Annotated in this window: 22 protein-coding genes and 1 tRNA gene; 15 read left to right on the top strand and 8 right to left on the bottom strand. The window is 71.6% G+C overall.

The annotated features are described in order from the left end of the window. Window positions 1-65: 65 nt before the first annotated feature. The 4 genes from BIV04_RS13085 to BIV04_RS13070 all read right to left on the bottom strand — a co-directional run bounded on the left by BIV04_RS13085 (window position 66) and on the right by BIV04_RS13070 (window position 3,212). Entirely contained in the window at window positions 66-869 is an 804-nt protein-coding gene (locus tag BIV04_RS13085; RefSeq protein WP_255364288.1) for an EcsC family protein, read from the bottom strand. A gap of 9 nt (window positions 870-878) precedes the next feature. Further along, entirely contained in the window at window positions 879-1,640 is a 762-nt protein-coding gene (locus BIV04_RS13080; protein ID WP_054145303.1) for an ABC transporter ATP-binding protein, read from the bottom strand. Next, complete coding sequence (locus BIV04_RS13075) at window positions 1,640-2,437, bottom strand: ABC transporter permease (protein ID WP_177174821.1); 798 nt, start codon at window positions 2,435-2,437, stop codon at window positions 1,640-1,642. The genes BIV04_RS13080 and BIV04_RS13075 overlap by 1 nt, the downstream gene beginning before the upstream one ends. 61 nt (window positions 2,438-2,498) lie before the next feature. Then, entirely contained in the window at window positions 2,499-3,212 is a 714-nt protein-coding gene (locus BIV04_RS13070) for an NTP transferase domain-containing protein (RefSeq protein WP_071256733.1), read from the bottom strand. Window positions 3,213-3,476: 264 nt separating this feature from the next. On the opposite strand from BIV04_RS13070, the gene BIV04_RS17455 reads away from it, so the two are divergent. From BIV04_RS17455 to BIV04_RS13055, 3 genes are read left to right on the top strand one after another with little or no spacing between them, the layout of a single operon-like run. Then, window positions 3,477-4,880 (top strand): ABC transporter ATP-binding protein, encoded by a 1,404-nt coding sequence (locus BIV04_RS17455; RefSeq protein WP_083396448.1) that lies wholly within the window; start codon window positions 3,477-3,479, stop codon window positions 4,878-4,880. Beyond that, window positions 4,856-6,421 carry a hypothetical protein gene (locus BIV04_RS13060; RefSeq protein ID WP_071256732.1) on the top strand — a complete coding sequence of 522 codons (1,566 nt, stop codon included), beginning with the start codon at window positions 4,856-4,858 and terminating at the stop codon, window positions 6,419-6,421. The genes BIV04_RS17455 and BIV04_RS13060 overlap by 25 nt, the downstream gene beginning before the upstream one ends. A gap of 25 nt (window positions 6,422-6,446) precedes the next feature. Continuing rightward, window positions 6,447-6,707, top strand: coding sequence for a DUF3039 domain-containing protein (locus tag BIV04_RS13055; protein ID WP_043595414.1), 261 nt, complete (start codon window positions 6,447-6,449; stop codon window positions 6,705-6,707). A gap of 13 nt (window positions 6,708-6,720) precedes the next feature. On the opposite strand, the gene BIV04_RS13050 is transcribed toward BIV04_RS13055, so the two are convergent. Continuing rightward, window positions 6,721-7,971: a nicotinate phosphoribosyltransferase gene (locus BIV04_RS13050; protein WP_071256868.1), complete on the bottom strand. Its 1,251-nt coding sequence runs from the start codon at window positions 7,969-7,971 to the stop codon at window positions 6,721-6,723. Window positions 7,972-8,076: 105 nt separating this feature from the next. Between BIV04_RS13050 and murI the strand changes: the two genes are divergently transcribed. The 3 genes from murI to BIV04_RS13035 all read left to right on the top strand — a co-directional run bounded on the left by murI (window position 8,077) and on the right by BIV04_RS13035 (window position 10,374). Then, window positions 8,077-8,931: a glutamate racemase gene (murI, locus tag BIV04_RS13045; RefSeq protein ID WP_071256867.1), complete on the top strand. Its 855-nt coding sequence runs from the start codon at window positions 8,077-8,079 to the stop codon at window positions 8,929-8,931. Window positions 8,932-9,004: 73 nt separating this feature from the next. Beyond that, window positions 9,005-9,751: a ribonuclease PH gene (gene rph, locus BIV04_RS13040; RefSeq protein ID WP_043595412.1), complete on the top strand. Its 747-nt coding sequence runs from the start codon at window positions 9,005-9,007 to the stop codon at window positions 9,749-9,751. Continuing rightward, entirely contained in the window at window positions 9,748-10,374 is a 627-nt protein-coding gene (locus BIV04_RS13035) for a non-canonical purine NTP pyrophosphatase (RefSeq protein ID WP_071256731.1), read from the top strand. Before rph ends, BIV04_RS13035 begins: the two co-directional genes overlap by 4 nt. A gap of 57 nt (window positions 10,375-10,431) precedes the next feature. Here BIV04_RS13035 and BIV04_RS13030 read toward each other — a convergent pair whose 3' ends face one another. The 3 genes from BIV04_RS13030 to BIV04_RS13020 all read right to left on the bottom strand — a co-directional run bounded on the left by BIV04_RS13030 (window position 10,432) and on the right by BIV04_RS13020 (window position 12,579). Continuing rightward, window positions 10,432-11,139: a DedA family protein gene (locus BIV04_RS13030; protein WP_055973961.1), complete on the bottom strand. Its 708-nt coding sequence runs from the start codon at window positions 11,137-11,139 to the stop codon at window positions 10,432-10,434. 52 nt (window positions 11,140-11,191) lie between these two features. Beyond that, window positions 11,192-11,273 (bottom strand) — tRNA-Leu (locus BIV04_RS13025). Window positions 11,274-11,328: 55 nt separating this feature from the next. Beyond that, window positions 11,329-12,579, bottom strand: a complete 1,251-nt coding sequence (locus BIV04_RS13020) for an MFS transporter (protein WP_071256730.1) — start codon at window positions 12,577-12,579, stop codon at window positions 11,329-11,331. A 39-nt stretch (window positions 12,580-12,618) separates the two neighbouring features. Between BIV04_RS13020 and mnmA the strand changes: the two genes are divergently transcribed. The 9 genes from mnmA to BIV04_RS12975 all read left to right on the top strand — a co-directional run bounded on the left by mnmA (window position 12,619) and on the right by BIV04_RS12975 (window position 24,118). After that, the gene (gene mnmA / locus BIV04_RS13015; protein ID WP_083396445.1) at window positions 12,619-13,749 is read left to right on the top strand and encodes a tRNA 2-thiouridine(34) synthase MnmA; all 1,131 of its coding nucleotides are present in this window, start codon (window positions 12,619-12,621) and stop codon (window positions 13,747-13,749) included. An 11-nt stretch (window positions 13,750-13,760) separates the two neighbouring features. After that, window positions 13,761-16,109 (top strand): NAD-dependent DNA ligase LigA, encoded by a 2,349-nt coding sequence (ligA, locus tag BIV04_RS13010; protein WP_071256729.1) that lies wholly within the window; start codon window positions 13,761-13,763, stop codon window positions 16,107-16,109. 125 nt (window positions 16,110-16,234) lie between these two features. Next, window positions 16,235-17,662 carry an alpha/beta hydrolase gene (locus BIV04_RS13005; RefSeq protein WP_071256728.1) on the top strand — a complete coding sequence of 476 codons (1,428 nt, stop codon included), beginning with the start codon at window positions 16,235-16,237 and terminating at the stop codon, window positions 17,660-17,662. 111 nt (window positions 17,663-17,773) lie between these two features. Continuing rightward, window positions 17,774-19,048 (top strand): MFS transporter, encoded by a 1,275-nt coding sequence (locus tag BIV04_RS13000; RefSeq protein WP_071256726.1) that lies wholly within the window; start codon window positions 17,774-17,776, stop codon window positions 19,046-19,048. A 54-nt stretch (window positions 19,049-19,102) separates the two neighbouring features. Then, window positions 19,103-19,402, top strand: coding sequence for an Asp-tRNA(Asn)/Glu-tRNA(Gln) amidotransferase subunit GatC (gene gatC, locus BIV04_RS12995; protein ID WP_043594160.1), 300 nt, complete (start codon window positions 19,103-19,105; stop codon window positions 19,400-19,402). 2 nt (window positions 19,403-19,404) lie between these two features. Beyond that, complete coding sequence (gene gatA, locus BIV04_RS12990; protein WP_071256725.1) at window positions 19,405-20,955, top strand: Asp-tRNA(Asn)/Glu-tRNA(Gln) amidotransferase subunit GatA; 1,551 nt, start codon at window positions 19,405-19,407, stop codon at window positions 20,953-20,955. After that, window positions 20,955-22,454, top strand: a complete 1,500-nt coding sequence (gatB, locus tag BIV04_RS12985) for an Asp-tRNA(Asn)/Glu-tRNA(Gln) amidotransferase subunit GatB (RefSeq protein WP_071256723.1) — start codon at window positions 20,955-20,957, stop codon at window positions 22,452-22,454. The genes gatA and gatB overlap by 1 nt, the downstream gene beginning before the upstream one ends. Window positions 22,455-22,491: 37 nt before the next feature. Next, window positions 22,492-23,289 (top strand): hypothetical protein, encoded by a 798-nt coding sequence (locus tag BIV04_RS12980; RefSeq protein WP_071256722.1) that lies wholly within the window; start codon window positions 22,492-22,494, stop codon window positions 23,287-23,289. Continuing rightward, a complete protein-coding gene (locus BIV04_RS12975; RefSeq protein ID WP_071256721.1) occupies window positions 23,282-24,118 on the top strand; it encodes a DUF3097 domain-containing protein in 837 nt (278 codons plus the stop codon). Before BIV04_RS12980 ends, BIV04_RS12975 begins: the two co-directional genes overlap by 8 nt. The last annotated feature ends 57 nt before the right edge of the window (window positions 24,119-24,175 follow it).

Raw genomic sequence — 24,175 nt, 5'->3', positions numbered from 1 at the left:
GGACCCGTCGAGGAGGACGTGCCGAGCCACGCCCGCCGCTTGGACGGACGTCACGAGACGGTCGCTCAGAGGGACAGGTCGACCGGGAACTCGGCCGGCGCCGCACCGAACGCCGTGCGGGCCGTCGTGACGACCTTGCGTCCGAGCAGGTGGTTGCCCGTTCCTCCCACGACGGCCCCGATGCCGAACGGGAGGGCCCGGCCGAGGACGGAAGCTCCCTGCGAGGCGGCGAACCGTCGGATGAACTGTTTGCGGATCGTGTCGGTCAGGCCGCTCATGGCCGCCTTCGGCAGCTTGGAGGTGACCAGCTCACCCCAGAACGCCGTCCGGGCCGGAGCGGTGCCCATGGCCTCGCCGGCGAACTGCCGGACGAGGCTGGCACCGGGACCACCGAGCAGCATCGCCATGACCAGGGCCCGGGCGCGGTCGGGGTCCGAGACGGCGATGCCGTGGACCTCGGTCACGGACTGGGCGAAGAGGGCGCTCGCCTCGAGGAATCCGGCGGTCTCGACGCCCGAGAGCGCCAACGACACGCCCCAGCCGACACCCGGGATCACCGCGCTGGCCCCGACGGCGGCCCCGCCGGTCGTGACCGCAGCGAGGTATTCGCGCTCGAGGATGGTGATCAGCTTCTGCGGCGTCGCCTTCTTGTGACGGCGACGCAGCGTGGCGACGTGCTTGACGACGACCGGGCGCTGGACGGCCAGCAGCTTGTCTAGGCGGCGCACCCAGGCGGCGTCGTCCGACCGGTCGGGCGCCGACGTCTGGTAGTGGTACTCGGTCGAGTTCGCGGCGACGCGGGCGGCGAGCTGCGCGTCCGTCGTCGAGGCGGCGTGATCGGGGTCGTGGGGCTGACTGCGTTCGGGCACGCGTCGACACTACGCCGAGGGGCGGGGAGGGTGATCGGAGGCGTACCGGGCCAGGGCGTCGTCGAGTGGGCCGTCGAACACCAGGGCGCCCTTGTCGAGGTAGAGGCCCCGTCGGCAGAACCGCTTGAGGTCGCGTTCGTTGTGCGACACGAGGAAGAGCGTGCGACCGTCGGCCAGCATCTCGCCGATCCGGGCGTAGCACTTCTCGCGGAAGGCCTTGTCGCCCACGGCGAGCACCTCGTCGACCAGGACGACGGGCTCCTCGAGCCGTGAGATGACGGCGAACGCGATGCGGACCTTCATGCCGCTCGAGAGGTGTTTGTAGGGGGTGTCGACGAAGTCGCCGATCTCGGCGAAGTCGATGATCTCGTCGAAGCGCTGGTCGATCTCGGGGCGGGTCATGCCGTGCAGGCCGGCGGTCAGGTAGACGTTCTCCCGCACCGTCAGGTCGGCGACGAAGCCACCGGTGATCTCGATGAGGGGCGCGACGCCGCCCGACACCTCGACGGTGCCCGTGTCGGGCAGGATCACTTCGGCCACGAGCTTGAGCAACGTCGACTTGCCCTGGCCGTTGCGTCCCACGACGCCGATGGCCTCGCCCGGCTGGACCTCGAAGCTGACGTCGCGGAGGGCCCAGAACTCGCCCGGACGCGACCGCCTGCTGCTGTCGGCGAAGAGGTCCTTGAACGATCGCCGCCCGCGCCGGTTGCGGCGGAAGCGGATGCCGACGCCGTCGACGCGGATCACGGGGCGCTGTCCGGTGGTGGACATCAGATCTCCTTCAGCACGGCACGCTCGCTCGCTCGGAAGACGAGCAGCCCGACGACCAGGACCACGACGCACACGGCCCCGCCGACGAGCACCTCGGTCAGGTCGAACTGCTCCGGGAAGAACGCCGACCGGTAGAGGCCGAAGATTCCGCTCAGTGGGTTGAACGCGGCCAGCAGGTGGAGGCCCTCGGGCAGGTCCTGGGTGCCGTAGATGATGGGCGAAGCGTAGAAGGCGAACCGCAGGGCGAGCTTCGTGGCGCGCTCGAGGTCGCGGAAGAACACGACGAGTGGCGCGACGATGAGCCCCACCCCAGCGACGAGTACGGTCTGCATGACCATGGCCAGGGGGAAGAACACCACCTGCCAGTGCAGCTGCGCCCCTCCCACGGCGGCGAACAAGGCCAGGACGGGCAGGCTCAGGGCGAATTCGATGCCCTTGGAACCCACGAGTCGGAACACCCAGATCGTCCGGGGGATCTTGGTCGACCGGACGAGCTTCGCCTCGCGGATGAACGCCCGGGTGCTGTCGGAGACCGCGCCGTTGAACCACATCCAGGGCAGGAGTCCGGACAGGAGGAAGACGATGTACGGCTCGTCGCCGACCGAGCGTTTGAAGACGACCGAGAAGACGAAGAAGTAGATCCCCGACATCACGAGCGGGTCGAGGATCGACCAGAAGTAGCCGAGCTTCGACGTGGAGTACCGGACCTTGAGGTCACGACTCGTCAGCAGCCAGAGTGTCTGGCGGTACCGCGCGAAGCCGCTGCGACGGGGCCGTTCGGCCAGGTCAGTGCTCACGGACGCCCTTCTCGTTCAGGACATCACGCAGGGGCACGCAGCCGTCGGGAGACGGCCCGGTTCAGACGAACAGGTTCGCGCGCTCGAGGTCTTCGGCGAAGTCGACCTCGACGGCGTAGAGGTCGGAGATGTCCACGGGCTCAAAGCGTAGCCCGTCCTGGCCGATGGCCAGTTCGATGCCACGCTCGAAGTAGTCCTGGTTGTCGACCTTCGAGAGCTGGTGCACGAGAGTCGCCTTGTCGGCCTTCGACACGTAGTTGATGCCCACGGCCTCGCCCAGTCCGCCCTTGACCTGCTTCGACAGCTCGGCGATGTAGCCCTCGGCGTCGGTCGTGTACTTGACCTCTTCGTCGGACACCTTGGAGGTGTTGACAGTGACGAACGACTGGTCGTCGCGGACGAGGCGAGCCGCACGGGTGAGGGCCGTGGGGTCGAAGACGACGTCGCCGTTCATCCACAGGACGCCGCCGGAGGCGCTAGCCCGCAGGGCGCGGAGAAGGCTCTTCGACGTGTTGGTCTGGTCGTACATCTCGTTGTAGACGAACGAGGCGGACGGAAACGCCTCGACGATGTGCTCGAACTTGTAGCCGACGACGACGGTCACCCGGGCGTCGGGCCCGAAGGCGTCACGGATGTTGTCGAACTGCTGCTGCATGATGGTGCGGCCGTCGTTGAGCTCGGTCAGTGCCTTGGGCAGCGAGCGGCCGAGGCGGCTGCCGAGCCCGGCGGCCAGGATGACGATCTGCTGGCGGTGGTTCGTCTCGTTCTTGCTCACGCTGGTCTCCTCACAAGGGGCGAGCCCGTGCGGGACGGGCTCTGCGGTGGCCCCGGCGGTGCGGACCGGACCCGTCTCTGGGTGCGATTCGCCTCGTGTTCGAGCGGTGTTCACCGCGGAGCATCGATCTGGACACGTCGTCGTGCTTCTGCAGACTACCCGATGAGGCCAGGGGCAGCCAGGGAGCGGACCCGAAGCGTGTCCCTTTCGTGATAAGCGCCTCCCGTCGTCGGGTCGACGTCGTGGCCTTGGTACGGTGGGGCGATGGCTGGACGGCGCGAGGACGAAGTGGGTGACATCGCCCCCGACTCGACGCCGGGTGACGACACGGTCGGAGCGGTGGGCGCGTCCGACCAGGGGGAGAAAACAGTGGACGACGACGCGACGACCGCGGGGGACGTGGTCGAGGGGACGGCCGCGACGACCGAGGCCACGACGCCCCGCGTGCCGGTGACGAAGGCCGCGACGGCTCGCAAGCCCTCGGCGCCCCGCAAGCCCTCGCAGCGCACCGCCGCCGACCGGTCGGCAGCGGCCAAGAAGGCGGCAGCGACCCGCGCCGCGAACGCGCGCGCCCGGGCCGAGGCGGCGGCAAGGGCCGCAGAGGAAGAGGTCGTCGCCGAACTCGCCGACGCGGGCGTCACGACGGACGGCACCGTCGTCGTGCCCGTCTCCGCCGACGACTACTTCGGTGACGCCCTGACCGCCGAAGAGGAATCGGCCGTCGCCCTCGACGACGCGCTCGCCGGTGACGCACCGTCGACCGCCCCGGCCGAGGACGCCACGACCGCGCCCGACGAGACCGCCGTCGACCTCTCCGAGGCCGAGGCCGACGGCGTTGCCGTCGAGACCGAACGGGCCCCCGCCGACGAGGGCGCCGTGCGACCGGCCCGCGGGGTCGACACCGAGGCCCCCGTCGTGCTCGCGATCTCGGGGCTCATGAAGCGCTACGGCGGCACGGTCGCGGTCGAGAACGTCGACCTCGAGGTCCGAGCCGGATCGTTCTACGGCATCGTCGGTCCCAACGGGGCCGGCAAGACGACCACCCTGTCGATCGTGACCGGTCTCCTGCGACCCGACGCCGGCACGGTGACCGTCCTCGGGGCCGACGTCTGGCGCGACCCGGCCGCGGCGAAGCGGTCGCTCGGTGTCCTCCCGGACCGCCTGCGACTCTTCGACCGGCTGACCGGTGCGCAGCTCCTCTACTACTCCGCGACCCTGCGCGGGCTCGACGGCGTCACGGCACGCAAGCGCTCCTCCGACCTCGCCACCGCGTTCGGCCTGCACGACGCGCTCGGCCGTCTCGTCAGCGACTACTCCGTGGGCATGACGAAGAAGATCGCCCTGGCCGCCGCGATCATCCACTCGCCGCGGGTCCTCGTGCTCGACGAGCCGTTCGAGTCGGTCGACCCCGTGTCGGCCGCCACCGTGACGGACGTCCTGCAGCGCTACGTGGCCGGGGGCGGGACGGTGCTGCTCTCGAGCCACAGCATGGATCTCGTCGAGCGCATCTGCGACAGCGTCGCGGTGATCGTCGACGGTCACGTCCTCGCGAGCGGCACGGTCGACGAGGTCCGGGCCGGACGCTCCCTCGAGCAGCGGTTCGTCGAGCTCGCCGGCGGGCGCGCGGTCACGGAGGGCATGGAATGGTTGCAGAACTTCTCCGACTGAGGCTCCAGACGATCGGCAACACGGTCCGCTTCGGGCCACGTCGCCTGACCGTCGCCGTGGCTTCCGTGCTCGCCGTCCTGATCGTCACCATCGCGGTCGCGAGCCTCGTGAGTGGCCTGCGCGCCGCGCCCCTCGACGACGTCCGCGCCCTCGCGGTCGGCGGGGGCGCCCTGCTGCTGGTCGGCTTCGCCGTGGTCCCCTTCGCGTCCGTCCGTCCCGCCTGGAGCGACCCCCGCCGTCTCGCCGTCCTCGGCGTGCCCGAGGGACGGGCAGCGGTCGGCCTGGCGCTCGGTGCCGTGATCGGCCTGCCCACACTGGCCCTGCTCGTCCTCTCGACCGGGTACGTCCGTGCCTGGGGCGAGGGCACCGGCGTCGCGGCCGTGGCCGTCGTCGGCGCACTCCTCGCCGGCGTCACCGCGCTGTTGCTGGCCCTCGTGGCCTCGACGCTGAACAGCGTCGTCCTGACGTCCCGTCGCGGTCGCGAGCTCGCGCTCGTCGGTGCCGTGCTCGTCGCCCTGCTGGCCGTGCCGGTGATCGTCGATCTCGTCCGCCTCTCACTGCCCGGCCGCTCGGGCACCGGAGTCATCGCGGACGCCCTCGCCTGGACGCCGTTCGGGGCCGCGCTCGCGCTCCCCGGTCACGTCGCCGCGGGCCAGACCGGTCGCGTCGTGGCCGACGTCGCCATCGCCGCCGTCACGCTCGTGGCCTTGTGGCTCGCCTGGCGGGCACTCGTCGCTCGCGCGTTCGTCGATCGACCAGAACCCGAAGAGGTCGACGACGGCGACGGCCTCGGCTGGTTCGAGTACGTCCGGGCCTCGCCGACCGGGGCCGTCGCCGGCCGCAGTCTCACCTACTGGATGCGCGACGCCCGCTACCGCATGTCGCTCGTCATCATCCCGTTCCTGCCGCTGCTCGTCGTCCCCCTCGGCATCGCGGGCGTCAGCTGGAACTGGCTGGCCCTCGTGCCGGTGCCGATCATGTGCCTCATCCTGGGATTCCTGCCGCACAACGACGTGGCCTACGACAGCACGGCGCTCTGGATGCACGTGGCGTCCGACACGCGGGGTCTGGCGGACCGCGTGGGGCGACTCGCGCCTCCTCTGCTGATCGGTGTCCCGCTCGTCGTGCTGGGCTCGGTCGTCGCGACCTGGCTGTTCGGCGACTGGCAGGCCCTGCCGTCCGAGCTGGGGGTGAGCGCCGGCTTCCTGCTGAGCGGCCTCGGTCTGTCGAGCCTGGTGTCGGCACTCATGCCCTACGCCACGGTCCGCCCGCACGACGACCCGTTCCAGCAGCCGCAGTCGAACGGCGCCACCGCGGCGTGGGCGCAGACCGTCATGATCGGCGGAGCCGTCCTCGCGACGGCACCCGCGCTCTGGTTCGCCGGTCGCGGCCTGATCACGGGTTACCCGGCGGGTGGTACGTGGTCGCTGGTCCTCGGTGTCGGTGTCGGACTCGTCGTGCTGGTCGCGGGTGTGGCCCTCGGTGCTCGGGTCTTCTCGCGGCGGGCGCCCGAGCTGTTGGCGTTCGCCCTCCGCAGCTGAGTCGAGGTCGACGTACGATGTCTGCATGACTGACACGCAGACAGGCGGCGGCCTCGACGTCATGGACCGCGAGCTCGAAAAGCTCCTGAACGACGAGGCGATCGACCCGGGCGACCACGAGCGTTTCTCTCACTACGTGAAGAAGGACAAGATCATGGAGTCCGCGCTCAGCGGCAAGCCGGTCAAGGCGCTCTGTGGCAAGAAGTGGACGCCGGGTCGCGATCCCGAGAAGTTCCCGGTGTGCCCGACCTGCAAAGAGATCTACGAGAAGATGACGTCCGAATGACGTCGGCCCCGGGTCAGGCGTAGACGGTCGGCACGACCGGCTCGCCACGGCCCAGCCGTAGCGCCTGGTCGGGCAGTTCGGCCACGGCCGCGGCCCGGTGGAGGCGCGCGCGGGCCACGCCCTCGGCTCCCGTATGACGGGTGTCGATCTCTCCCGCCGACACGAGCGGCACGTGCAGCGAGCGCTCCCCGGCCGCGACCTCCGACGATCCGACGCGGATGAGCTCGCGGGTGGCGACCCCGTCGACGATCACGCGCACGGGCGACTTCCGTCCACCGACCGAGGCCTTGTCGGCCGACTTCTTCGCCACCGAGACCCAGTCGCCGTCGTCCCCGCGACGGGCGACCAGTTTGAAGACCATGCCGGCGGCCGGGTGGCCCGAGCCCGAGACGACGGACGTGCCCACGCCGAAGGAGTCGACCGGGGCCGCGCGCAGGGCGGCGATCGTGTACTCGTCGAGGTCGTTCGTGACGGTGATCTTCGCCCCCGTCGCGCCGAGCGTGTCGAGCTGGGTGCGGACCTGCCCCACCAGCGACGGCAGGTCGCCGCTGTCGATGCGCACCGCTCCGAGACCCGGCCCGGCCACCCGGACGGCCGTGGCCACGGCCTCGGGGATGTCGTAGGTGTCGACGAGCAGGGTGGTGCCCGGCCCCAGGGTGTCGACCTGGGCGCGGAAGGCGTCCTCTTCGGTGTCGTGCAACAGCGTGAACGCGTGGGCCGCGGTTCCCATCGTCGGAACGCCCCACGACCGGCCGGCCTCGAGGTTGCTCGTGGCGCCGAAGCCCGCGATGTAGGCGGCCCGGGCCGCGGCCACGGCGCTGCGTTCGCCCGTGCGGCGTGAGCCCATCTCGGCGAGGGGGCGTCCGTCGGCGGCCGAGACCATGCGCGCCGCCGCGCTGGCCACGGCCGAGTCGTAGTTGAACACGCTCAGCGCCAGGGTCTCGAGCAGCACGGCCTCGGCGAACGTCGACTCGATGACCAGCAGCGGCGACCCCGGCAGGTAGACCTCGCCCTCGGCGTAGCCCCAGATGTCGCCCGAGAACCGGTAGTCGGCCAGCCAGTCGGCCGTCGTGCCGTCCACGACCCCCGCCTCGCGCAGCCAGGCCACCTCGTCGTCGCCGAACCGGAAGTCGGCCAGGAGCTCGAGGAATCGACCGGTGCCCGCGACGATGCCGTAGCGCCGCCCCTCGGGCAGCCGTCGGGCGAACACCTCGAAGACGCTGTCGCGGTGGGCCGTGCCCGCCTTGAGGGCAGCCTCCACCATGGTGAGCTCGTACCGGTCGGTCAACAGTGCGCTGGTCACCTCGCCAGCCTAGGCTCGCCCGGTCGTCCCGGGGGTCGCGGCTCGCGACGGGTAGGCTTCGTGGTCGTGACGGACGCACCCATCGGAGTCTTCGACAGCGGCGTCGGCGGCCTGACGGTGTCGCGGGCGATCATCGACCAGCTGCCCCACGAGTCGATCCGGTACGTCGGCGACACGGCCCACTCACCGTACGGACCGAAGCCGATCGCCCAGGTGCGCGAGTACGCCCTCGCCGTCATGGACGACCTCGTCGCCCAGGGTGTCAAGCTGCTGGTCATCGCCTGCAACACCGCGTCGTCCGCCGTGCTGCGCGACGCCCGTGAGCGGTACACGATCGGCGCGGGCATCCCCGTGGTCGAGGTGATCCAGCCGGCCGTGCGCGCGGCCGTGCAGCAGACGCGCAACGGCCGCATCGGCGTCATCGGCACCGAGGGCACGATCAACTCGCGGGCCTACGAGGACGCCTTCGCGGCCGCCGCGGGCCTCGAGTTGTCCACGCAGGCCTGCCCGCGCTTCGTGGAGTTCGTCGAGGCGGGCGACACGTCGAGCCCCGAGCTGCGGGCCGTCGCCGAGGGCTACCTCGCCCCGCTGCGCGACGCCGGCATCGACACCCTCGTCCTGGGCTGCACCCACTACCCCCTCATGTCGGCCGCCGTGCAGTACGTCGTGGGCCCCGACGTCCGGCTCGTGTCCAGCGCGGAAGAGACCGCGGCCGACGTCTACCGCACCCTCGTCCAGCACGGGCTCGAGCGCACCGACCGCGGCGAGCCACACCACGAATTCGAGGCCACCGGGCCCGACGAGAAGGCGTTCCTGCGCCTGGCCCGACGGTTCCTGGGGCCCGAGGTCTCGCGCGTCGGCCACCTCGAGACGGGGGCGATCGAGTTGCCCACGGGCCTGCGCCCCGTCGAACGGACCTGACCCGCGCCTCCTGCGTCCCCCGGGGTCGACGACCTCGATCGCCATCCGTCCACCACCGCCGAGAGAAGGCACCATGACCGACACCACGAGCACGACCGTCCGCGCCGACGGGCGCAGCACCACCGACCTGCGACCCGTCACCATCGAGACCGGCTGGAGCGCCCACGCCGAGGGAAGCGCCCTCATCACGTTCGGCGGCACGAAGGTGCTGTGCACCGCGTCCTTCACGAACGGCGTGCCCCGCTGGCTGACCGGCAAGGGCAAGGGCTGGGTCACCGCCGAGTACGCGATGCTGCCCCGGGCCACCAACTCGCGCAACGACCGCGAGAGCGTCAAGGGCAAGATCGGCGGACGCACGCACGAGATCTCGCGCCTGATCGGCCGCAGCCTCCGGGCAGTGGTCGATACCAAGGCCCTCGGCGAGAACACCATCGTGCTCGACTGCGACGTCCTGCAGGCCGACGGCGGCACCCGCACCGCCGCGATCACGGGCGCCTACGTCGCCCTCGCCCAGGCGATCGAGTGGGGTCGCGAGAAGAAGTTCGTCGGGCAGAAGGCCACGCCGCTGACCGACAGCGTCTCGGCCGTCTCGGTCGGCATCATCGACGGCGAGCCCATGCTCGACCTCGCCTACGTCGAAGACGTCCGGGCCGAGACCGACATGAACGTCGTCGTCACGGGCAGCGGGTCGTTCGTCGAGGTCCAGGGCACGGCCGAGGGCGCGCCGTTCGACCGCCGCGAACTCGACTCCCTGCTCGACCTCGCCGTCGCCGGTGCCGTCGACCTGAGTCGCTTCCAGCGCGAGGCCCTCGGCCGATGACCCGTGTCGTCATCGCCACGCACAACCAGGGCAAGGTGGCCGAGTTGCGGCTGCTGCTCGCCGAGACGGCGCCGGGCGTCGAGCTGGTCGCCTACGACGGCCCCGAGCCGGTCGAGGACGGTGACACCTTCGCGGCCAACGCCCTGATCAAGGCGCGTGCGGCAGCACGTCACACCGGCCTGCCCGCGCTCGCCGACGACAGCGGCATCTCGGCGGCGGCCCTCGGCGGTGCTCCGGGCATCCATTCGGCGCGCTACGCCGGCACCCGCGACGCGGACGACAACATCGACAAGCTGCTGACCGAGCTCGACGGCGCCGACGACCGCTCGGCGTGGTTCTCGTGCGCCGCCGCCCTCGTCGTGCCGCCGCCCGTCGGCGCCGAGGGCCCCGACGGGCCGCCCGAGGCGAGCGAGTGCGTCGAGCACGTCGAGTACGGCGAATGGCACGGCGAGGTACTGGAGGCGCGGGTCGGTTCGAACGGGCACGGTTACGACCCCGTGTTCCGCCCCGGGGGCGAGAGCCGCAGCGCGGCCGAGCTCACCGCGGACGAGAAGAACGCGGTGAGCCACCGCTCCCGGGCGTTCCGGGCGATCGCACCCCGGGTGGCCGCGCTGGCGGACTGAGCCGCGCGCGCCTCCTCGGGGTCGTCCGACCGGCGGGTGCCCGCGTGCCCGCGGTGCTCAGGCGTCGTGCGGCGCGGACGAGACGTGCGGCGTCTCGACCTCGCCCGAGGCCTCGGCCTTCTTGGCCTGGTGCACCCCGTGGAAGTAGTGGATCGCGATCGGGATCACCGTGGCCAGCACGGCCCCGAGCAGGATCAGGTCGATGTACGAGCTGACGAAGTCCGCGACGGGCGGGATGTGCCCGATGCCGAAGCCCGCCAGCGTGATGCCCATGCCCCAGACGACCGCACCGATGGCGTTGAACAGCGAGTAACGCCGGTAGCTCATGTGGCCGACGCCGGCCATGATCGGCGCGAAGGTCCGGATCACCGGGACGAACCGGGCGATGATGACGGCCATCGGGCCGAACCGCTCGAAGAAGGCGTTCGTGCGGTTGACGTTGGCGACGCTGAACAGCCCGCTCTCCTTCCGCTCGAAGATGCGGGGGCCGACCTTGTGGCCGATCAGGTAGCCGAGCTCGCCACCGGCGAACGCGGCGATGCTGATGAAGATCGCGATGAGCCAGATCGGCAGGCCGAGGGCCCCGGGGTTGGTCGCGGCGAGGATGCCGGTGATGATCAGCAACGTGTCGCCCGGGAACAGGAAGCCGACGAGCAGACCCGTCTCGGCGAAGACCAGCAGGCAGACGCCGAGCACGGCCCACGGGCCGAAGGACGTGAGCAGGTACTCGGGGTTGAGCCAGGGGATGGAGACGAGGGGCAGCATCGGGTGTTCTCCGGTCGTGGTCGCCGGCGTGCCCGGGGCCTCAGATGGGTCGTGCGGGAGAAGGGACTTGAACCCTCACGCTCGAAAGCACAGGAACCTAAATCCTGCGTGTCTGCCAATTCCACCACTCCCGCGGCAGACCGAGTGTACCGACGACGGCCCCCGGCCGGAACGGCGGACGAGGAGGCGCTAGCGCTTCGAGCGGGGCACGTGCGGTGAGTACCGGGGCACGTAGCGTACGAGGATCGCCGCACCCACGAGACCGAGCACGCCCATCACCCCGCTGGCGAGCGAGATCGACACGACGGCGGTCACCCCGGAGATGAGGAGCGGAGCGGCCGCGCTGCCGGCGTCCCCGGTGAAACGCCAGGCGCCGAGGAAGGGCGCGGGATCGCCCTTGTCGGCCAGGTCGGCTCCGAGCGTCATGAGGATGCCGCTGCCGACGCCGTTTGCCAGGGACATCAGGACGGCGACGGTGACGAACCAGCCGACCTTCGCGTCGAGGTCGTGCGTGACCGACAGAGCGAGGTACGAGAGACCGAGGCCGACCATGCAGGGGACGGCGCTCCACAGGCGCCCGAAGCGGTCCATGATCTGGCCGCTCGTGTAGAACAACGCGAAGTCCACGGCGCCGGCGATGCCGATGATGATCGCAGTCTCGGACGCCCCGAGACCGATGCTGACGGCCCAGAGGGGCAGCATGACCTGGCGGCCCGAGCGCATGGCCCCGATCAGGGCCGCCCCGCTGCCGAGTTTCACCAGCACGCCGCGGTGACGCCAGAGGGTGCCGAAAAGCCCCTGGGCCTCCCTCGCGACGAGGTCGGCGCCGTCCTCCGTGCCGCGGCCCGGCCGGACGCCGAAGGCCGCCGACGGGTCACGCAGCACGAGCAGCGCGATGGCCGCACCGAGGCAGCCGACGATGTGCACGACGAACGCCGACTGGACGGACCCGGTCAGTTCGATGACCCCGGCCGACAGGAACGGGCCGACGAAGTAGCCGAGCCGGAAGACGCCGCCGAGGCTCGACAGCGCCCGGGCGCGGATCTCGACGGGCACGAAACTCGTCATGAAGGCGTGACGAGCGAGGGCGAAGACCGCGGTCGCGAGGCCGATGACCAGCACGCCGACGGCGAGGACGATCTCGTTCGGCGCCGTCAGGCAGGTGACGAGCCCGCCGATGCTGACGAGCGACGCCCCGATCATCGCGGTGCGCTCGCCGATGCGGCTGACCAGCCATCCGCTCGGGATGTCACCGATCAGCTCGCCCACGAGGATGAGCGCGGCGACGAAGGCGGCGAAGGGGAGCGAGGCACCGAGCTCGCTCGCCACGACGGGGATGATCGGGATGATGGCCCCCTCGCCGATGGCGAAGAGCGCCGCGGGCAGGAACGCCGCGAGGGCCACCGACCGCATGCTGAAGGCGGGGGAGGAGGAAGACATGTCGTCCGCCACCCTAGGCCTGCTGCGTACACTTGTCGGATGAAGGTCTTGGCAGCGATGAGTGGTGGAGTCGACTCGGCGGTCGCCGCGGCGAGGGCGGTCGAGGCCGGCCACGACGTGGTGGGGGTGCACCTGGCGCTGAGCCGCATGCCGGGCACGCTCCGGACGGGCAGCCGCGGCTGCTGCACCATCGAGGACTCGATGGACGCCCAGCGCGCCGCCAACAAGATCGGCATCCCGTACTACGTGTGGGACTTCTCCGAACGCTTCAAGCTCGACGTCGTCGACGACTTCGTGGCCGAGTACACCGCGGGCCGCACGCCCAACCCCTGCATGCGCTGCAACGAGCGCATCAAGTTCGCCGCCCTGCTCGAGAAGGCTCTCGCGCTCGGCTTCGACGCGGTCTGCACGGGGCACTACGCGACCATCCTCACCGACGACCAGGGCAACCGCGAGCTGCACCGCGCCTCCGCCTGGGCGAAGGACCAGTCGTACGTGCTGGGCGTGCTCACCACCGAGCAGCTCGCGCACTCGATGTTCCCGCTCGGGGCGACGCCCTCGAAGGCCGAGGTGCGGGCCGAGGCGGCCGAGCGCGGCTTCAGCGTGGCGTCGAAGCCGGACAGCCACGACATCTGCTTCATCCCCGACGGCGACACCCGCGGGTGGCTCGCCGAACGCGTCGGTGCCGAGACGGGCGAGATCCTCGACCGAAGCGGTGCCGTGGTCGGCTCGCACGAGGGAGCGCACGCGTTCACGGTCGGCCAGCGCAAGGGCCTCAACATCGGGTTCCCCTCGGACGACGGCAAGCCGCGCTTCGTGCTCGAGGTGCGGCCCGTCGACAACACGGTCGTCGTCGGTCCGAAAGAGGCGCTCGACATCGCCGAGATCGCCGGTGGTTCGTACACGTGGGCCGGGCTCGCCCCGGCCGACCCGACGATCGCGTTCGACTGCGACGTGCAGATCCGTGCCCACGCCGACCCGGTTCCCGCCGTCGCGCGGGTGTCGGTGGTCGAGGGTAAGAAAGAACTCGTGATCACACCTCGCGAACCCCTCAACGGCGTCGCCCCTGGGCAGACCGCCGTCGTCTACGTCGGCACCCGCGTCCTCGGGCAGTGCACGATCGACCGCACGGTCAGCGCCGTGCCGGTCCCCGCAGCCGCCATCGCCTGAGACGACCGACGATGAGCGAGACCGGCACCGATTCCGCCTCCGGGTCCGCGGTCGAGGCCGATGGCGTTCCTGACGACCTGCCCCAGGCGCGAGACGAAGCGGAACGGCTGACGACCCGCATCCTCGAGCTGCGCGACCAGTACTACGAGGGCAACGGCTCGACCGTCGCCGACGGCGACTACGACGGCCTCGTGCGACGCCTCGACGCCCTCGAACGGGCTCACCCCGAGCTGCAGAAACCCGACAGCCCCACGCAGACCGTCGGCGGCCGGGCCGAGACCACCCAGTTCGCCCCGGTCGAGCACGCCGAGCGCATGCTCAGCCTCGACAACGTGTTCAGCGACGACGAGCTGGCCGAGTGGGCCGGCAAGGTGCAGCGTGACGCCGGCGCCGAGCGCGTGCGGTTCCTCACCGAGCTGAAGATCGACGGGCTGGCGATCAACCTGCGCTACGAGGACGGGGTGCTCGTCACCGCCGCCACGCGCGGCGACGGCGTCGTCGGCGAAGACGTGACGGGCAACGTGCTCGCGATGGGCACGATCCCCGAACGCCTCGAGGGCACCGGCCACCCGCCGCTCGTCGAGGTGCGGGGCGAGATCTTCTTCCCGGTCAGTGAGTTCGACGAGCTCAACGCGCAGCAACGCGAGGCCGGCGAACGCGTCTTCGCCAACCCCCGCAACGCCGCCGCCGGCTCGCTGCGTCAGAAAGAAGAGGGCAAGAGCCCCGAGAAGCGCGAGTTGATGCACGCTCGCCTGCGCCGCCTGCGCATGCTCGTGCACGGCATCGGCGCCTGGCCGGTGCGCGAACTCGAGCGCGCGACCGAGGTGCGGTCGCAATCCGAGGTCTACGACCTGCTGGGCGGGTGGGGTCTGCCCATCTCGACCCACTACCGCGTCTTCGACTCGATCGACGAGGTCGAAGCGTTCATCCACGACTACGGGGTACGGCGATCGTCGGTCGAGCACCAGATCGACGGCATCGTCGTCAAGGTCGACGACCTCGCCCTGCACGAAGAGCTCGGGGCCACGAGCCGGGCCCCGCGGTGGGCGACCGCGTTCAAGTACCCGCCCGAAGAGGTCAACACGACGCTGCTCGACATCGTCGTCAGCGTCGGACGAACGGGACGGGCCACGCCGTTCGCCGTCATGGAGAAGGTCGAGGTCGCCGGCAGCGAGGTCCGCCAGGCGACCCTGCACAACCAGCAGGTCGTCAAGGCCAAGGGCGTGCTGATCGGCGACACCGTCGTGCTGCGCAAGGCGGGCGACGTCATCCCCGAGGTGCTCGGCCCGGTCATCGAGCTGCGCGACGGTACCGAACGCGAGTTCGTCATGCCCGTCGATTGCCCCGAGTGCGGCACCCCGCTCAAGCCCGCGAAAGAAGGCGACATCGACCTCCGCTGCCCCAACGCCGAGAGCTGCCCGGCGCAGGTGCGCGGGCGCGTCGAGCACATCGCCTCCCGCGGCTCGCTCGACGTCGAGGGCCTCGGCGAGGTCGCCGCCGCCGCGCTGACGCAGCCCGTCGAGCCGTCCACACCGCCGCTGCGGACCGAGGCGGGCCTGTTCAGCCTGACGATGGCCGACATCTTCCCCGTCCGGGTCGTCGTGCGTGATGCCGAGACCGGCATGCAGAAGCTCGAGGCCGACGGGCAGCCGAAACTCGTCACCCCGTTCCGCCGCAAGCGCGCCAAGCGCGACGGCACGTACGACCCCACGGCGGCCGAGTTCTCTGGTGACGAGACCTCGGTGCCGTCCAAGACGGCGATCGAGATGCTCGCCAACCTCGAGAAGGCGAAGACGAGCCCCCTGTGGCGCATCCTCGTCGGCCTCAGCATCCGGCACGTCGGACCGGTCGCAGCTCGCGCCCTCGCGAACCACTTCGGCTCGCTCGACGCCATCCGGGCGGCCTCACGCGACGAGCTCGCGGCCGTCGACGGCGTGGGCGGCATCATCGCCGACGCGCTGCTGGCCTGGTTCGACGTCGACTGGCACGCCGAGATCATCGATCGGTGGACGGCCGCGGGCGTGCAGTTCACGACTCCCGGTCACCCCGGCCCGGGTGCGGTCGAGGCAGCGGGGGGCGTGCTCAGCGGGGTGACCGTCGTGGCGACCGGAAGCCTCGAGGGCTTCACCCGTGAGGGCGCACTCGAGGCCATCGTCGAGGCGGGTGGCAAGGCCGCCAGCAGCGTGAGCAAGAAGACCGACTTCGTCGCGGCCGGACCGGGGGCCGGCTCGAAGTTGACGAAGGCCGAACAGCTCGGGGTACGGATCATCGACGCAGAGCAATTCGCTGTCCTCCTTAAGGAGGGCCCGGCGGCTCTTGTTGTCCCCCAGGTGGGGGACGAGGCTTCGTCTGATTCGTGATTTCCCTGGTCAGGGGCACTTTGCCTTCCTAAGATGTGAGGACGTGTCGTCCTCCAGCAGTAGGGAGCCGGGGTACAGGCACGTGACGAGGGGGAAGACCCGACGTGCTGTTCCTCGCTACAGCAATGCTCTCTGCCTCGGTCCACCTCGCCGGGGTGGCCGATGCCCCGACCGTGCCTTCCGCGACGGTCCTGACGGTCGACCGCCCGGCAGCCGCGCCGCTCGTCGGGGCGTCCGTCCCCGGGCCCGCCCCGGTGCGGGACGGTCGGGCCGTGCCCGAGCTCGACGGCTGCCGGGGGGTCGAGGCGACCACGTTCTCGGCCGAGGCCTGCCTCGACCAGCTGACCCGCGCCTCCTCGGCCGGCGTCGAGCGGTTCGCCGCGACGCTCGACGCCGACGGTGACGACGCGGCGGCACTCGTGGCAGCGGTCGGCGAGCAGGTCCCGCCCGAGGACGCGGCGGCCTGGTGGTCCGACCTGGGTGACGACCGGAGGACCGTCCTCGCGCACGCCGTGCCCGGCGTCGTGGGCAACCTCGAGGGCGTCCCGTACTCGGTGCGCGACACCGCCAACCGTCAGTTCCTGCGGGACGCCACCACGGCCGTCGCCGGGCGCATCGGCTCCGACGCCGAGCAACCGGAGGACCCCCGGCGCCTCGCGATGCTCGAGCAGGTGCGTGCGACCCTCGACGGCGCGACCCACGACGTGCCCTTCGCCGGGACGGCCGACCGGCACCTCGTCGCCCTCGACACGGTCCTGCCCGGTCGCGCGGCCGTCACCGTCGGCGACCTCGACACGGCCGACGACGTCAGCGTGCTCGTGCCCGGCATGCTCTTCACCGTGTCGGACCAGCTCGTCGACTGGACCAACACCGCCGGCGCCCTGCACGACGAGCAGGCCACCTGGGCGACGTTGCTGGGGCGCAGCGGCCCGGGCCCCGTGCCGACCGTCGCCGTCGTGGCCTGGATGGGCTACCAGACGCCCGACCTGACGAACTTCTACGACCTCGGTCTGGCCCAGCGGGGGGCCGCCCACCTCGAGGGCGCTCTCGAGGGGCTCGACGCGGCCCGGGCGGACGACGAACCGCGGGTGTCGGTCATGGCGCACTCGTACGGTTCGACGACGGCGACGATCGCCCTGTCGTCGGGCCGCGTCGCGGTGGACTCGCTCGTGCTGCTCGGGTCGCCCGGCAGCGTCGTGCCCGACGCGGGCGACCTGGCCGTCCGCGGAACCGACGTCTACGCGGCGGCCGGCAGCTTCGACCCCGTGGCGGGCAGCGGGTTCTTCGGGGCCGACCCGGCGACGGCGGCCTTCGGCGCGGTCGTGCTGCACATGGGTGGCGGCTCCGACACGGTGACGGGTCGTGCCCTGGCCGGGGCGCTGGGCCACAACGACTACTTCCGGGCCGGCACGGAGTCGATGCGCAGCCTGGCCCTGATCGGGCTGGGTCACGGGGTGCTCGTCGACGGTCGTGCCGGCGACCCCGGCCGCGATGGCCCCGAGGCGCCGGTGCTCACGGTGGTGCGCCCCCAGGACGTGTACTTCCGCGACTGACCGGCGCGAGCGGCAGGGGCGTCGTGAGGGCGTGGCAGCGTGTCGGGCGCGACGCCCCCTGGTGGGGCCGTCGATTTGGAGGCGCGGGCCGGGCCGGTCCAGAGTCGACCGGTGACCACGTCCCGCCTCCTCCGTCGGCCCCTCGAGCGTTTCCGCGACCAGGACCCGGTGCTGCGCGGCCTGCTCGCCTCGACGCTGGTCGGCACGGTCGGTCGGGGCCTGTTCTTCACCCTGACGGTCATCTACATGACCCGGGTGGTCGGGCTCTCGGCCCTGTCGGTCGGTGCGGGACTCACGATCGCGGGCGCCGTCGGGGTCGTCGCCTCGTTCGGCGGCGGCTACCTCGCCGACCGGGTGGGGGCGAAGCGGTTGCTCGTGGTCGCCACCGCCGTGATGGCCTGCGGCCTGCTCGGGTACGCCGTCGTCGACGGGTTCGCGTCCTACCTGGCGGCCGCCTGCGTCGTCGTGGGCAGCCAGGGCACCGTCCAGTCGGCGCGCTCGGCCCTGCTGGCGCGGGCGTTCGTCGGCCCGGCGCGGGTCTCGGCGCGCGCCACCATGCGGGTCGTGACCAACGTCGGCATCGCGATCGGAACGGCCGTGGCGGGCGTGGCGCTCGTGGTCGACGACGCCGTGGTCTACCGGGGTGCCCTCGTGGTGGGCGGCGTGCTGTTCCTGGCCAGCGTCGTCTGGATCGTGAGGGTGCCGTACGTCGATCCGGCCCCCGTGCCCCGCGTCCGTGGCGAGCGGGCTCCGGGGCGCTCGCCGTTGCGGGACCGGCGCTACCTCGCGGTCACCGTGCTCGGTGCCGTGACGACCGTGCAGTTCGGCCTGTTCGAGGTGGGCGTCCCGGTGTGGGTGACCCAGCACACCGAGGCGCCTGCGGCGGTCGTGTCGGTGCTGTTGCTGATGAACACGGCGATCGTGATCGCCCTGCAGATCCCGCTGTCACGAGGGACCCACGACGTGGGAGGCGCGGGTCGCGCGAGTCTCGTCGGCGGACTCCTCATGGTGGTCGCCTGCGCCCTCTGGGCCGCCGCCGCGACGGGGTCACCCGTCGTCGCCGTCGTCGTGCTGCTCGCGGCCGCCGCGGCTCATTCGCTCGCCGAGGTGCACCTGTCGGCCGGCGGCTGGGGGCTCGGCTTCGAACTCGCCGACCCCGAGAGGGCCGGTGCCTACCAGGGTGTCTACGGCACCGGGGCCGCGATCGGGGGAATGCTGGCGCCGGTCGTGGTGACGCAGACCGCGATCGGGCTCGGCGCCCCGGGCTGGATCGTGCTGGCCTCGGCGTTCGCCGCGGCGGGGACGGGGCTCTGGCTCGTGGCCCGCCGCGCAGCGGCCGGGGGCCCTGCGGCGGACCGGGGCCCCGGCGTCGGTGCCGCCCCGTAGAATCGTGCGGTACCCCCGCCGCGGTACCCCCGCACGACCACGTGAGAGAGAAGCATGTCCGAAATCACGCGCGAGCAGGTGCAGCACCTCGCCGGTCTCGCCCGCATCGCCCTCACCGAGGCCGAGATCGACACGATGACCGCCGAACTCGGCCACATCGTCGACAGCGTCGCCAAGGTCCGAGAGGTCGCGACCGACGACGTCCCCGCGACCAGCCACCCCATCCCGCTCGAGAACGTGTTCCGGCCCGACGTCGTGGGCGAGACGCTCACGGCCGAGCAGGCGCTGTCCGGCGCCCCCGACCACGACGGCTCGCGCTTCCGGGTGAGCGCGATCCTGGGAGAAGAGCAGTAGCCATGACCGACACCACCTCGCTCGTCCACCTGTCCGCCGCCGAGCTGTCGACCCGCCTCGCCGCCGGCGACGTGTCGTCGGTCGACGTCACGCGCGCCCACCTCGACCGCATCGAGGCGGTCGACGGCGACGTCCACGCCTTCCTGCACGTCAGCTCGGCCGCGCTCGACACGGCCGCCGACGTCGACCGTCGTCGTGCCGCGGGCGAGGCCCTCGGCCCGCTCGCCGGCGTCCCGATCGCCATCAAGGACGTGCTGTGCACGATCGACATGCCGTCGACCTCGGGCAGCAAGATCCTCGAGGGCTGGGTGCCGCCCTACGACGCGACCGTCGTCGCCAAGCTGCGCGCGGCCGACCTCGTCCCGCTCGGCAAGACGAACATGGACGAATTCGCCATGGGCTCGTCGACCGAGTTCTCGGCCTACGGGCCCACGCACAACCCCTGGTCGCTCGACCGCATCCCCGGCGGGTCGGGCGGTGGCTCCGCGGCCGCCGTCGCCGCCTTCGAGGCGCCCCTCGCGCTCGGCAGCGACACCGGCGGGTCGATCCGCCAGCCAGGCGCCGTCACCGGCACCGTCGGGGTGAAGCCGACCTACGGGTCGGTCAGCCGCTACGGCGCGATCGCCCTGGCCAGCTCGCTCGACCAGGTCGGTCCCGTCAGTCGCACCGTGCTCGACAGCGCCATGCTGCACGACGTCATCACCGGGCACGACCCTCGCGACTCCACCTCGCTGCGCGACGCCTGGCCGTCGTTCACCGAGGCGGCCCGCACCGGTCTCGCCGGCGGCGCCCTGAAGGGCGTCCGCGTCGGTGTCGTCCGCGAGCTGAACGGCGAGGGCTTCCAGGCCGGCGTCAAGACCCGCTTCGCGGAGGCCCTGGAGCTCATGAGCGCGGCCGGTGCCGAGATCGTCGAGATCTCGGCCCCCAGCTTCGAGCACGCGATCAGCGCCTACTACCTGATCCTGCCGGCCGAGGCGTCGAGCAACCTCGCCAAGTTCGACTCGGTGCGCTTCGGGCTGCGAGTCGTCCCCGAGGGCGGCGGCACCGTCGAGGACGTCATGGCCGCCACCCGTGAGGCCGGCTTCGGCCCCGAGGTCAAGCGCCGCATCATCCTCGGCACGTACGCCCTGAGTGCCGGCTACTACGACGCCTACTACGGCAGTGCGCAGAAGGTGCGCACCCTCGTGCAGCGCGACTTCGCGGCCGCGTTCGACCAGGTCGACGTGCTCGTCTCGCCGTCGGCGCCCACCACGGCGTTCCGGCTCGGCGAGAAGATCGACGACCCGCTGGCGATGTACCTCAACGACATCACGACCATCCCCGCCAACCTGGCCGGCATTCCCGGCATCACGGTGCCGATGGGCCTGGCCGAAGAAGACGGTCTGCCGACGGGGCTGCAGTTCATGGCCCCCGCGCGCGGCGACGCCCGTCTGTACACCTACGGCGCCGCCCTCGAGCAGTTGCTCGAGCAGGGCTGGGGCCACACGCTCATCTCGCGCGCGCCCGACCTGAGCGCGACCGAGCAGACCGCCGCCACCGAGGGAGTCATCTGATGGCCAAGGCAGACCTGATGGACTACGAGAAGGCGCTCGAGCAGTTCGAGGTCGTCCTCGGCTTCGAGGTGCACGTCGAGCTCGCGACCAAGACCAAGATGTTCTCGGACGCCCCGAACTTCTTCGGCGGCGAGCCCAACACCAACGTCACCCCGGTCGACCTGGGCCTGCCCGGCTCGCTGCCGGTGGTCAACGAGCAGGCCGTGCGCTACTCCATCAGCCTCGGCCTGGCCCTGGGCTGCTCGATCGCCGAAAGTTCGCGCTTCGCCCGGAAGAACTACTTCTACCCCGACAACCCCAAGAACTACCAAGTCAGTCAGTTCGACGAACCGATCGCGTTCGAGGGCGAGGTCGAGGTCGAACTGCCCGACGGGACGGTCTTCGCCATCCCGATCGAGCGTGCCCACATGGAAGAGGACGCCGGCAAGCTGACGCACGTCGGCGGGTCGACCGGTCGCATCCAGGGCGCCGAGTACTCGCTCGTCGACTACAACCGTGCGGGCATCCCGCTCGTCGAGATCGTCACCAAGCCGATCATCGGCGCCGGCGCCAAGGGCCCCGAGCTCGGTGCGGCCTACGTCTCGACCATCCGCGACATCGTGCGGGCCCTGGGCGTCAGCGAGGCCCGCATGGAGCGCGGCAACCTGCGCTGCGACGCGAACGTCTCCCTGCGCCCGCACGGGCAAGAGAAGCTCGGCACCCGCACCGAGACCAAGAACGTCAACTCGTTCCGCTCGGTCGAGCGTGCGGTCCGCTACGAGATCCAGCGCCAGGCCGCGATCCTCGCCGCGGGCGGAACGATCACGCAAGAGACGCGCCACTGGCACGAAGACACCGGTCGCACCTCGGCGGGCCGCCCGAAGAGCGACGCCGACGACTACCGGTACTTCCCCGAGCCCGACCTGCTGCCCGTCGTCCCTCCGCGCGAACTCGTCGAAGAACTGCGCCTCGCCCTGCCCGAGGCGCCGGTCGCCCAGCGTCGCCGGCTCAAGTCCGAGTGGGGCTTCGCCGACCTCGAGTTCCAGGACGTCGTGAACTCGGGGCTGCTCACCGAACTCGTCGAGACCGTCGCCGCCGGTGCCTCGCCCCAGGCCGCCCGCAAGTGGTGGACCGGCGAGATCGCCCGCCTCGCCAACGCCCAGGGCGTCGAGGCCTCGAGCCTCGTGTCGCCGCTGCACGTCAGCGAACTCATCGCGCTCGTCGAGAGCGGCGAGCTGACCGACCGACTGGCCCGCCAGGTGCTCGAGGGCGTCGTCGCCGGCGAGGGCAGCCCGTCCGAGGTCGTCGAGGGCCGCGGCCTCAAGGTCGTCTCCGACGACGGCGCGCTGATCGCGGCGATCGACGAGGCCCTGGCCAGCCAGCCCGACGTGCTCGCGAAGATCCGCGACGGCAAGGTGCAGGCGGCCGGTGCCGTCATCGGCGCCGTCATGAAGGCCATGAAGGGCCAGGCGGACGCCGCGCGCGTCCGCGAGCTGGTGCTCGAGCGAGCCCAGGCCTGATCGACGTGACCACGGCCGCGGCAGGGTGCGGCGCACGATGAACCTCGTCGCGCGTCTTCGCCCCGCCGTGCCCGTGGCGGTCGCCCTCGTCGGCGTCCTCGTGACGTTGGCCGTCGCCTCGCGCGTCCTGCCCGGTCGGGTCGTGATGGTCCACCTCAGCGAGACCGGGGGGTCGGCGTTCGCGGCCAGCCGCGGCGACCTCGTCCTGCTCGGCGCCGTCCTCGTGGTCGGCATCGTCGTGACCTGGCTGATCTCGGCGCTGTTCCTCGCGGTGACGCCCGTCCGCCACGTGCTCGTCCCGCACGCCGCGTTCTGGAAGAAACCGCCGAACCGGGCCGAGATGAGGCGCCGGTACGCGCGGTACCTCGCCGTGGCGACCAGCGCCTCCTTGTGGTTCGTCGCGGCGTTGTTCGTCCTCGCCCTGGTCTCGCAGAGCGGGCCTCTTGCCGCCTGGTGGCTGCCGGCGGCCGTGTCGACCGCGTACGTGCTCTTCGTCCTGGGTGGTCTGGTCTGGGTCTTCACCGCCGGGTTCACGCCGACTCCTACGGGTGTCTCGGCCCGTGCGGCCGCGTCCGACCAGGAGGCGCGGGTCGCGTCCGGGCCGTCCGCTTCCGTCGTCGAGACCACCCGGTCCGGCCCGTCGGCGGTGCGCCCGCCGCGCGCGAGCCCGCGTCCGACGGCCGAGACCCCGCGGACCGGCACCGCGCCTCCTGCTCCGTCATCCCGGCCGGGCCGTGCGCCCGGACGGCCCCAGACACCGACCGGGGACGGTCCGCGCACGGGCCCGCCCCGCCCCTACCAACCCCGACCCCGCTCCGGAGGCCCCCGTGGATGACGACCGATACGGGGCCGACGTGCTCGCCGGCGACTGGAAGCGATCGTCGAAGCCCGCTCCGACGCCGACCGACGCCGTCCGCGACCTCGTGGTCGAAGAGGTCCGGTCGGGTTTCACCGGAGCGATCGTGCGCGTCGAGGCCGGCACCGTCGAGCTCGAGGACTGGAAGGGCCGGGTACGGGCCTTCCCGATGACCGGGTCGTTCCTGATCGACGGCGCCCCCGTCGCCCTGCGCGTGCCGCGGGCGGCACCGCAGGGCCGGGCACGCACCGCCTCCGGCTCGTTCGCGGTCGAGGGGGCGAAGGCCCGGGTCGCCCGTCAGAGCCGCATCTTCGTCGAGGGACGACACGACGCCGAGCTGGTCGAGAAGGTCTGGGGCTCCGACCTGCGGGTCGAGGGCGTCGTCGTCGAGTACCTCGAGGGCGTCGACCACCTGGCCGACGTCCTGCGCGAGTTCCGGCCGGGGCCCGACCGGCGCGTCGGTGTGCTCGTCGACCACCTCGTCCCGGGCTCGAAAGAGAGCCGCGTCGCCGAGGGCATCGCCCGCAGTCCGCTCGGGCGCCACGTGCTCGTCGTCGGGCACCCGTTCGTCGACGTGTGGCAGGCCGTCAAGCCGGCCCGGCTCGGCATCGACGCCTGGCCGGTCGTACCCCGGTCGGTCGAGTGGAAGCACGGCGTCTGCGAGGCGATGGGCTGGCCGCACGACGACCAGGCCGACATCGCCCGGGTCTGGCAGCACATCCTGTCGCGCGTGCGCAGCTACGCCGACCTCGAACCGTCGGTGCTCGGCCGGGTCGAAGAACTGATCGACTTCGTCACGTCGGGCTGAGCCCGGGCATCGGCCCCGAGAGGGCGCTTCGGGACCACGATCCCCGGGAATCGCCCG

It is taken from the genome of Frigoribacterium sp. MCBA15_019 (assembly GCF_001864945.1).
GTDB lineage: Bacteria > Actinomycetota > Actinomycetes > Actinomycetales > Microbacteriaceae > Frigoribacterium.
The sequence above is the reverse complement of the archived record's forward strand: the minus strand, read 5'-3'. Positions and strand labels throughout refer to the sequence as shown.

Bases quoted from the DNA above. Each gene is read 5' to 3' on its own strand.
- BIV04_RS13080 (WP_054145303.1), bottom strand. From the start codon at position 1,640: ATGTCCACCACCGGACAGCGCCCCGTGATCCGCGTCGACGGCGTCGGC.
- BIV04_RS17455 (WP_083396448.1), top strand. From the start codon at position 3,477: ATGGCTGGACGGCGCGAGGACGAAGTGGGTGACATCGCCCCCGACTCG.
- BIV04_RS13060 (WP_071256732.1), top strand. From the start codon at position 4,856: ATGGTTGCAGAACTTCTCCGACTGAGGCTCCAGACGATCGGCAACACG.
- BIV04_RS13055 (WP_043595414.1), top strand. From the start codon at position 6,447: ATGACTGACACGCAGACAGGCGGCGGCCTCGACGTCATGGACCGCGAG.
- BIV04_RS13050 (WP_071256868.1), bottom strand. From the start codon at position 7,971: ATGGTGGAGGCTGCCCTCAAGGCGGGCACGGCCCACCGCGACAGCGTC.
- rph (WP_043595412.1), top strand. From the start codon at position 9,005: ATGACCGACACCACGAGCACGACCGTCCGCGCCGACGGGCGCAGCACC.
- BIV04_RS13035 (WP_071256731.1), top strand. From the start codon at position 9,748: ATGACCCGTGTCGTCATCGCCACGCACAACCAGGGCAAGGTGGCCGAG.
- BIV04_RS13030 (WP_055973961.1), bottom strand. From the start codon at position 11,139: ATGCTGCCCCTCGTCTCCATCCCCTGGCTCAACCCCGAGTACCTGCTC.
- BIV04_RS13020 (WP_071256730.1), bottom strand. From the start codon at position 12,579: ATGTCTTCCTCCTCCCCCGCCTTCAGCATGCGGTCGGTGGCCCTCGCG.
- mnmA (WP_083396445.1), top strand. From the start codon at position 12,619: ATGAAGGTCTTGGCAGCGATGAGTGGTGGAGTCGACTCGGCGGTCGCC.
- ligA (WP_071256729.1), top strand. From the start codon at position 13,761: ATGAGCGAGACCGGCACCGATTCCGCCTCCGGGTCCGCGGTCGAGGCC.
- BIV04_RS13005 (WP_071256728.1), top strand. From the start codon at position 16,235: ATGCTCTCTGCCTCGGTCCACCTCGCCGGGGTGGCCGATGCCCCGACC.
- gatC (WP_043594160.1), top strand. From the start codon at position 19,103: ATGTCCGAAATCACGCGCGAGCAGGTGCAGCACCTCGCCGGTCTCGCC.
- gatA (WP_071256725.1), top strand. From the start codon at position 19,405: ATGACCGACACCACCTCGCTCGTCCACCTGTCCGCCGCCGAGCTGTCG.
- gatB (WP_071256723.1), top strand. From the start codon at position 20,955: ATGGCCAAGGCAGACCTGATGGACTACGAGAAGGCGCTCGAGCAGTTC.
- BIV04_RS12980 (WP_071256722.1), top strand. From the start codon at position 22,492: ATGAACCTCGTCGCGCGTCTTCGCCCCGCCGTGCCCGTGGCGGTCGCC.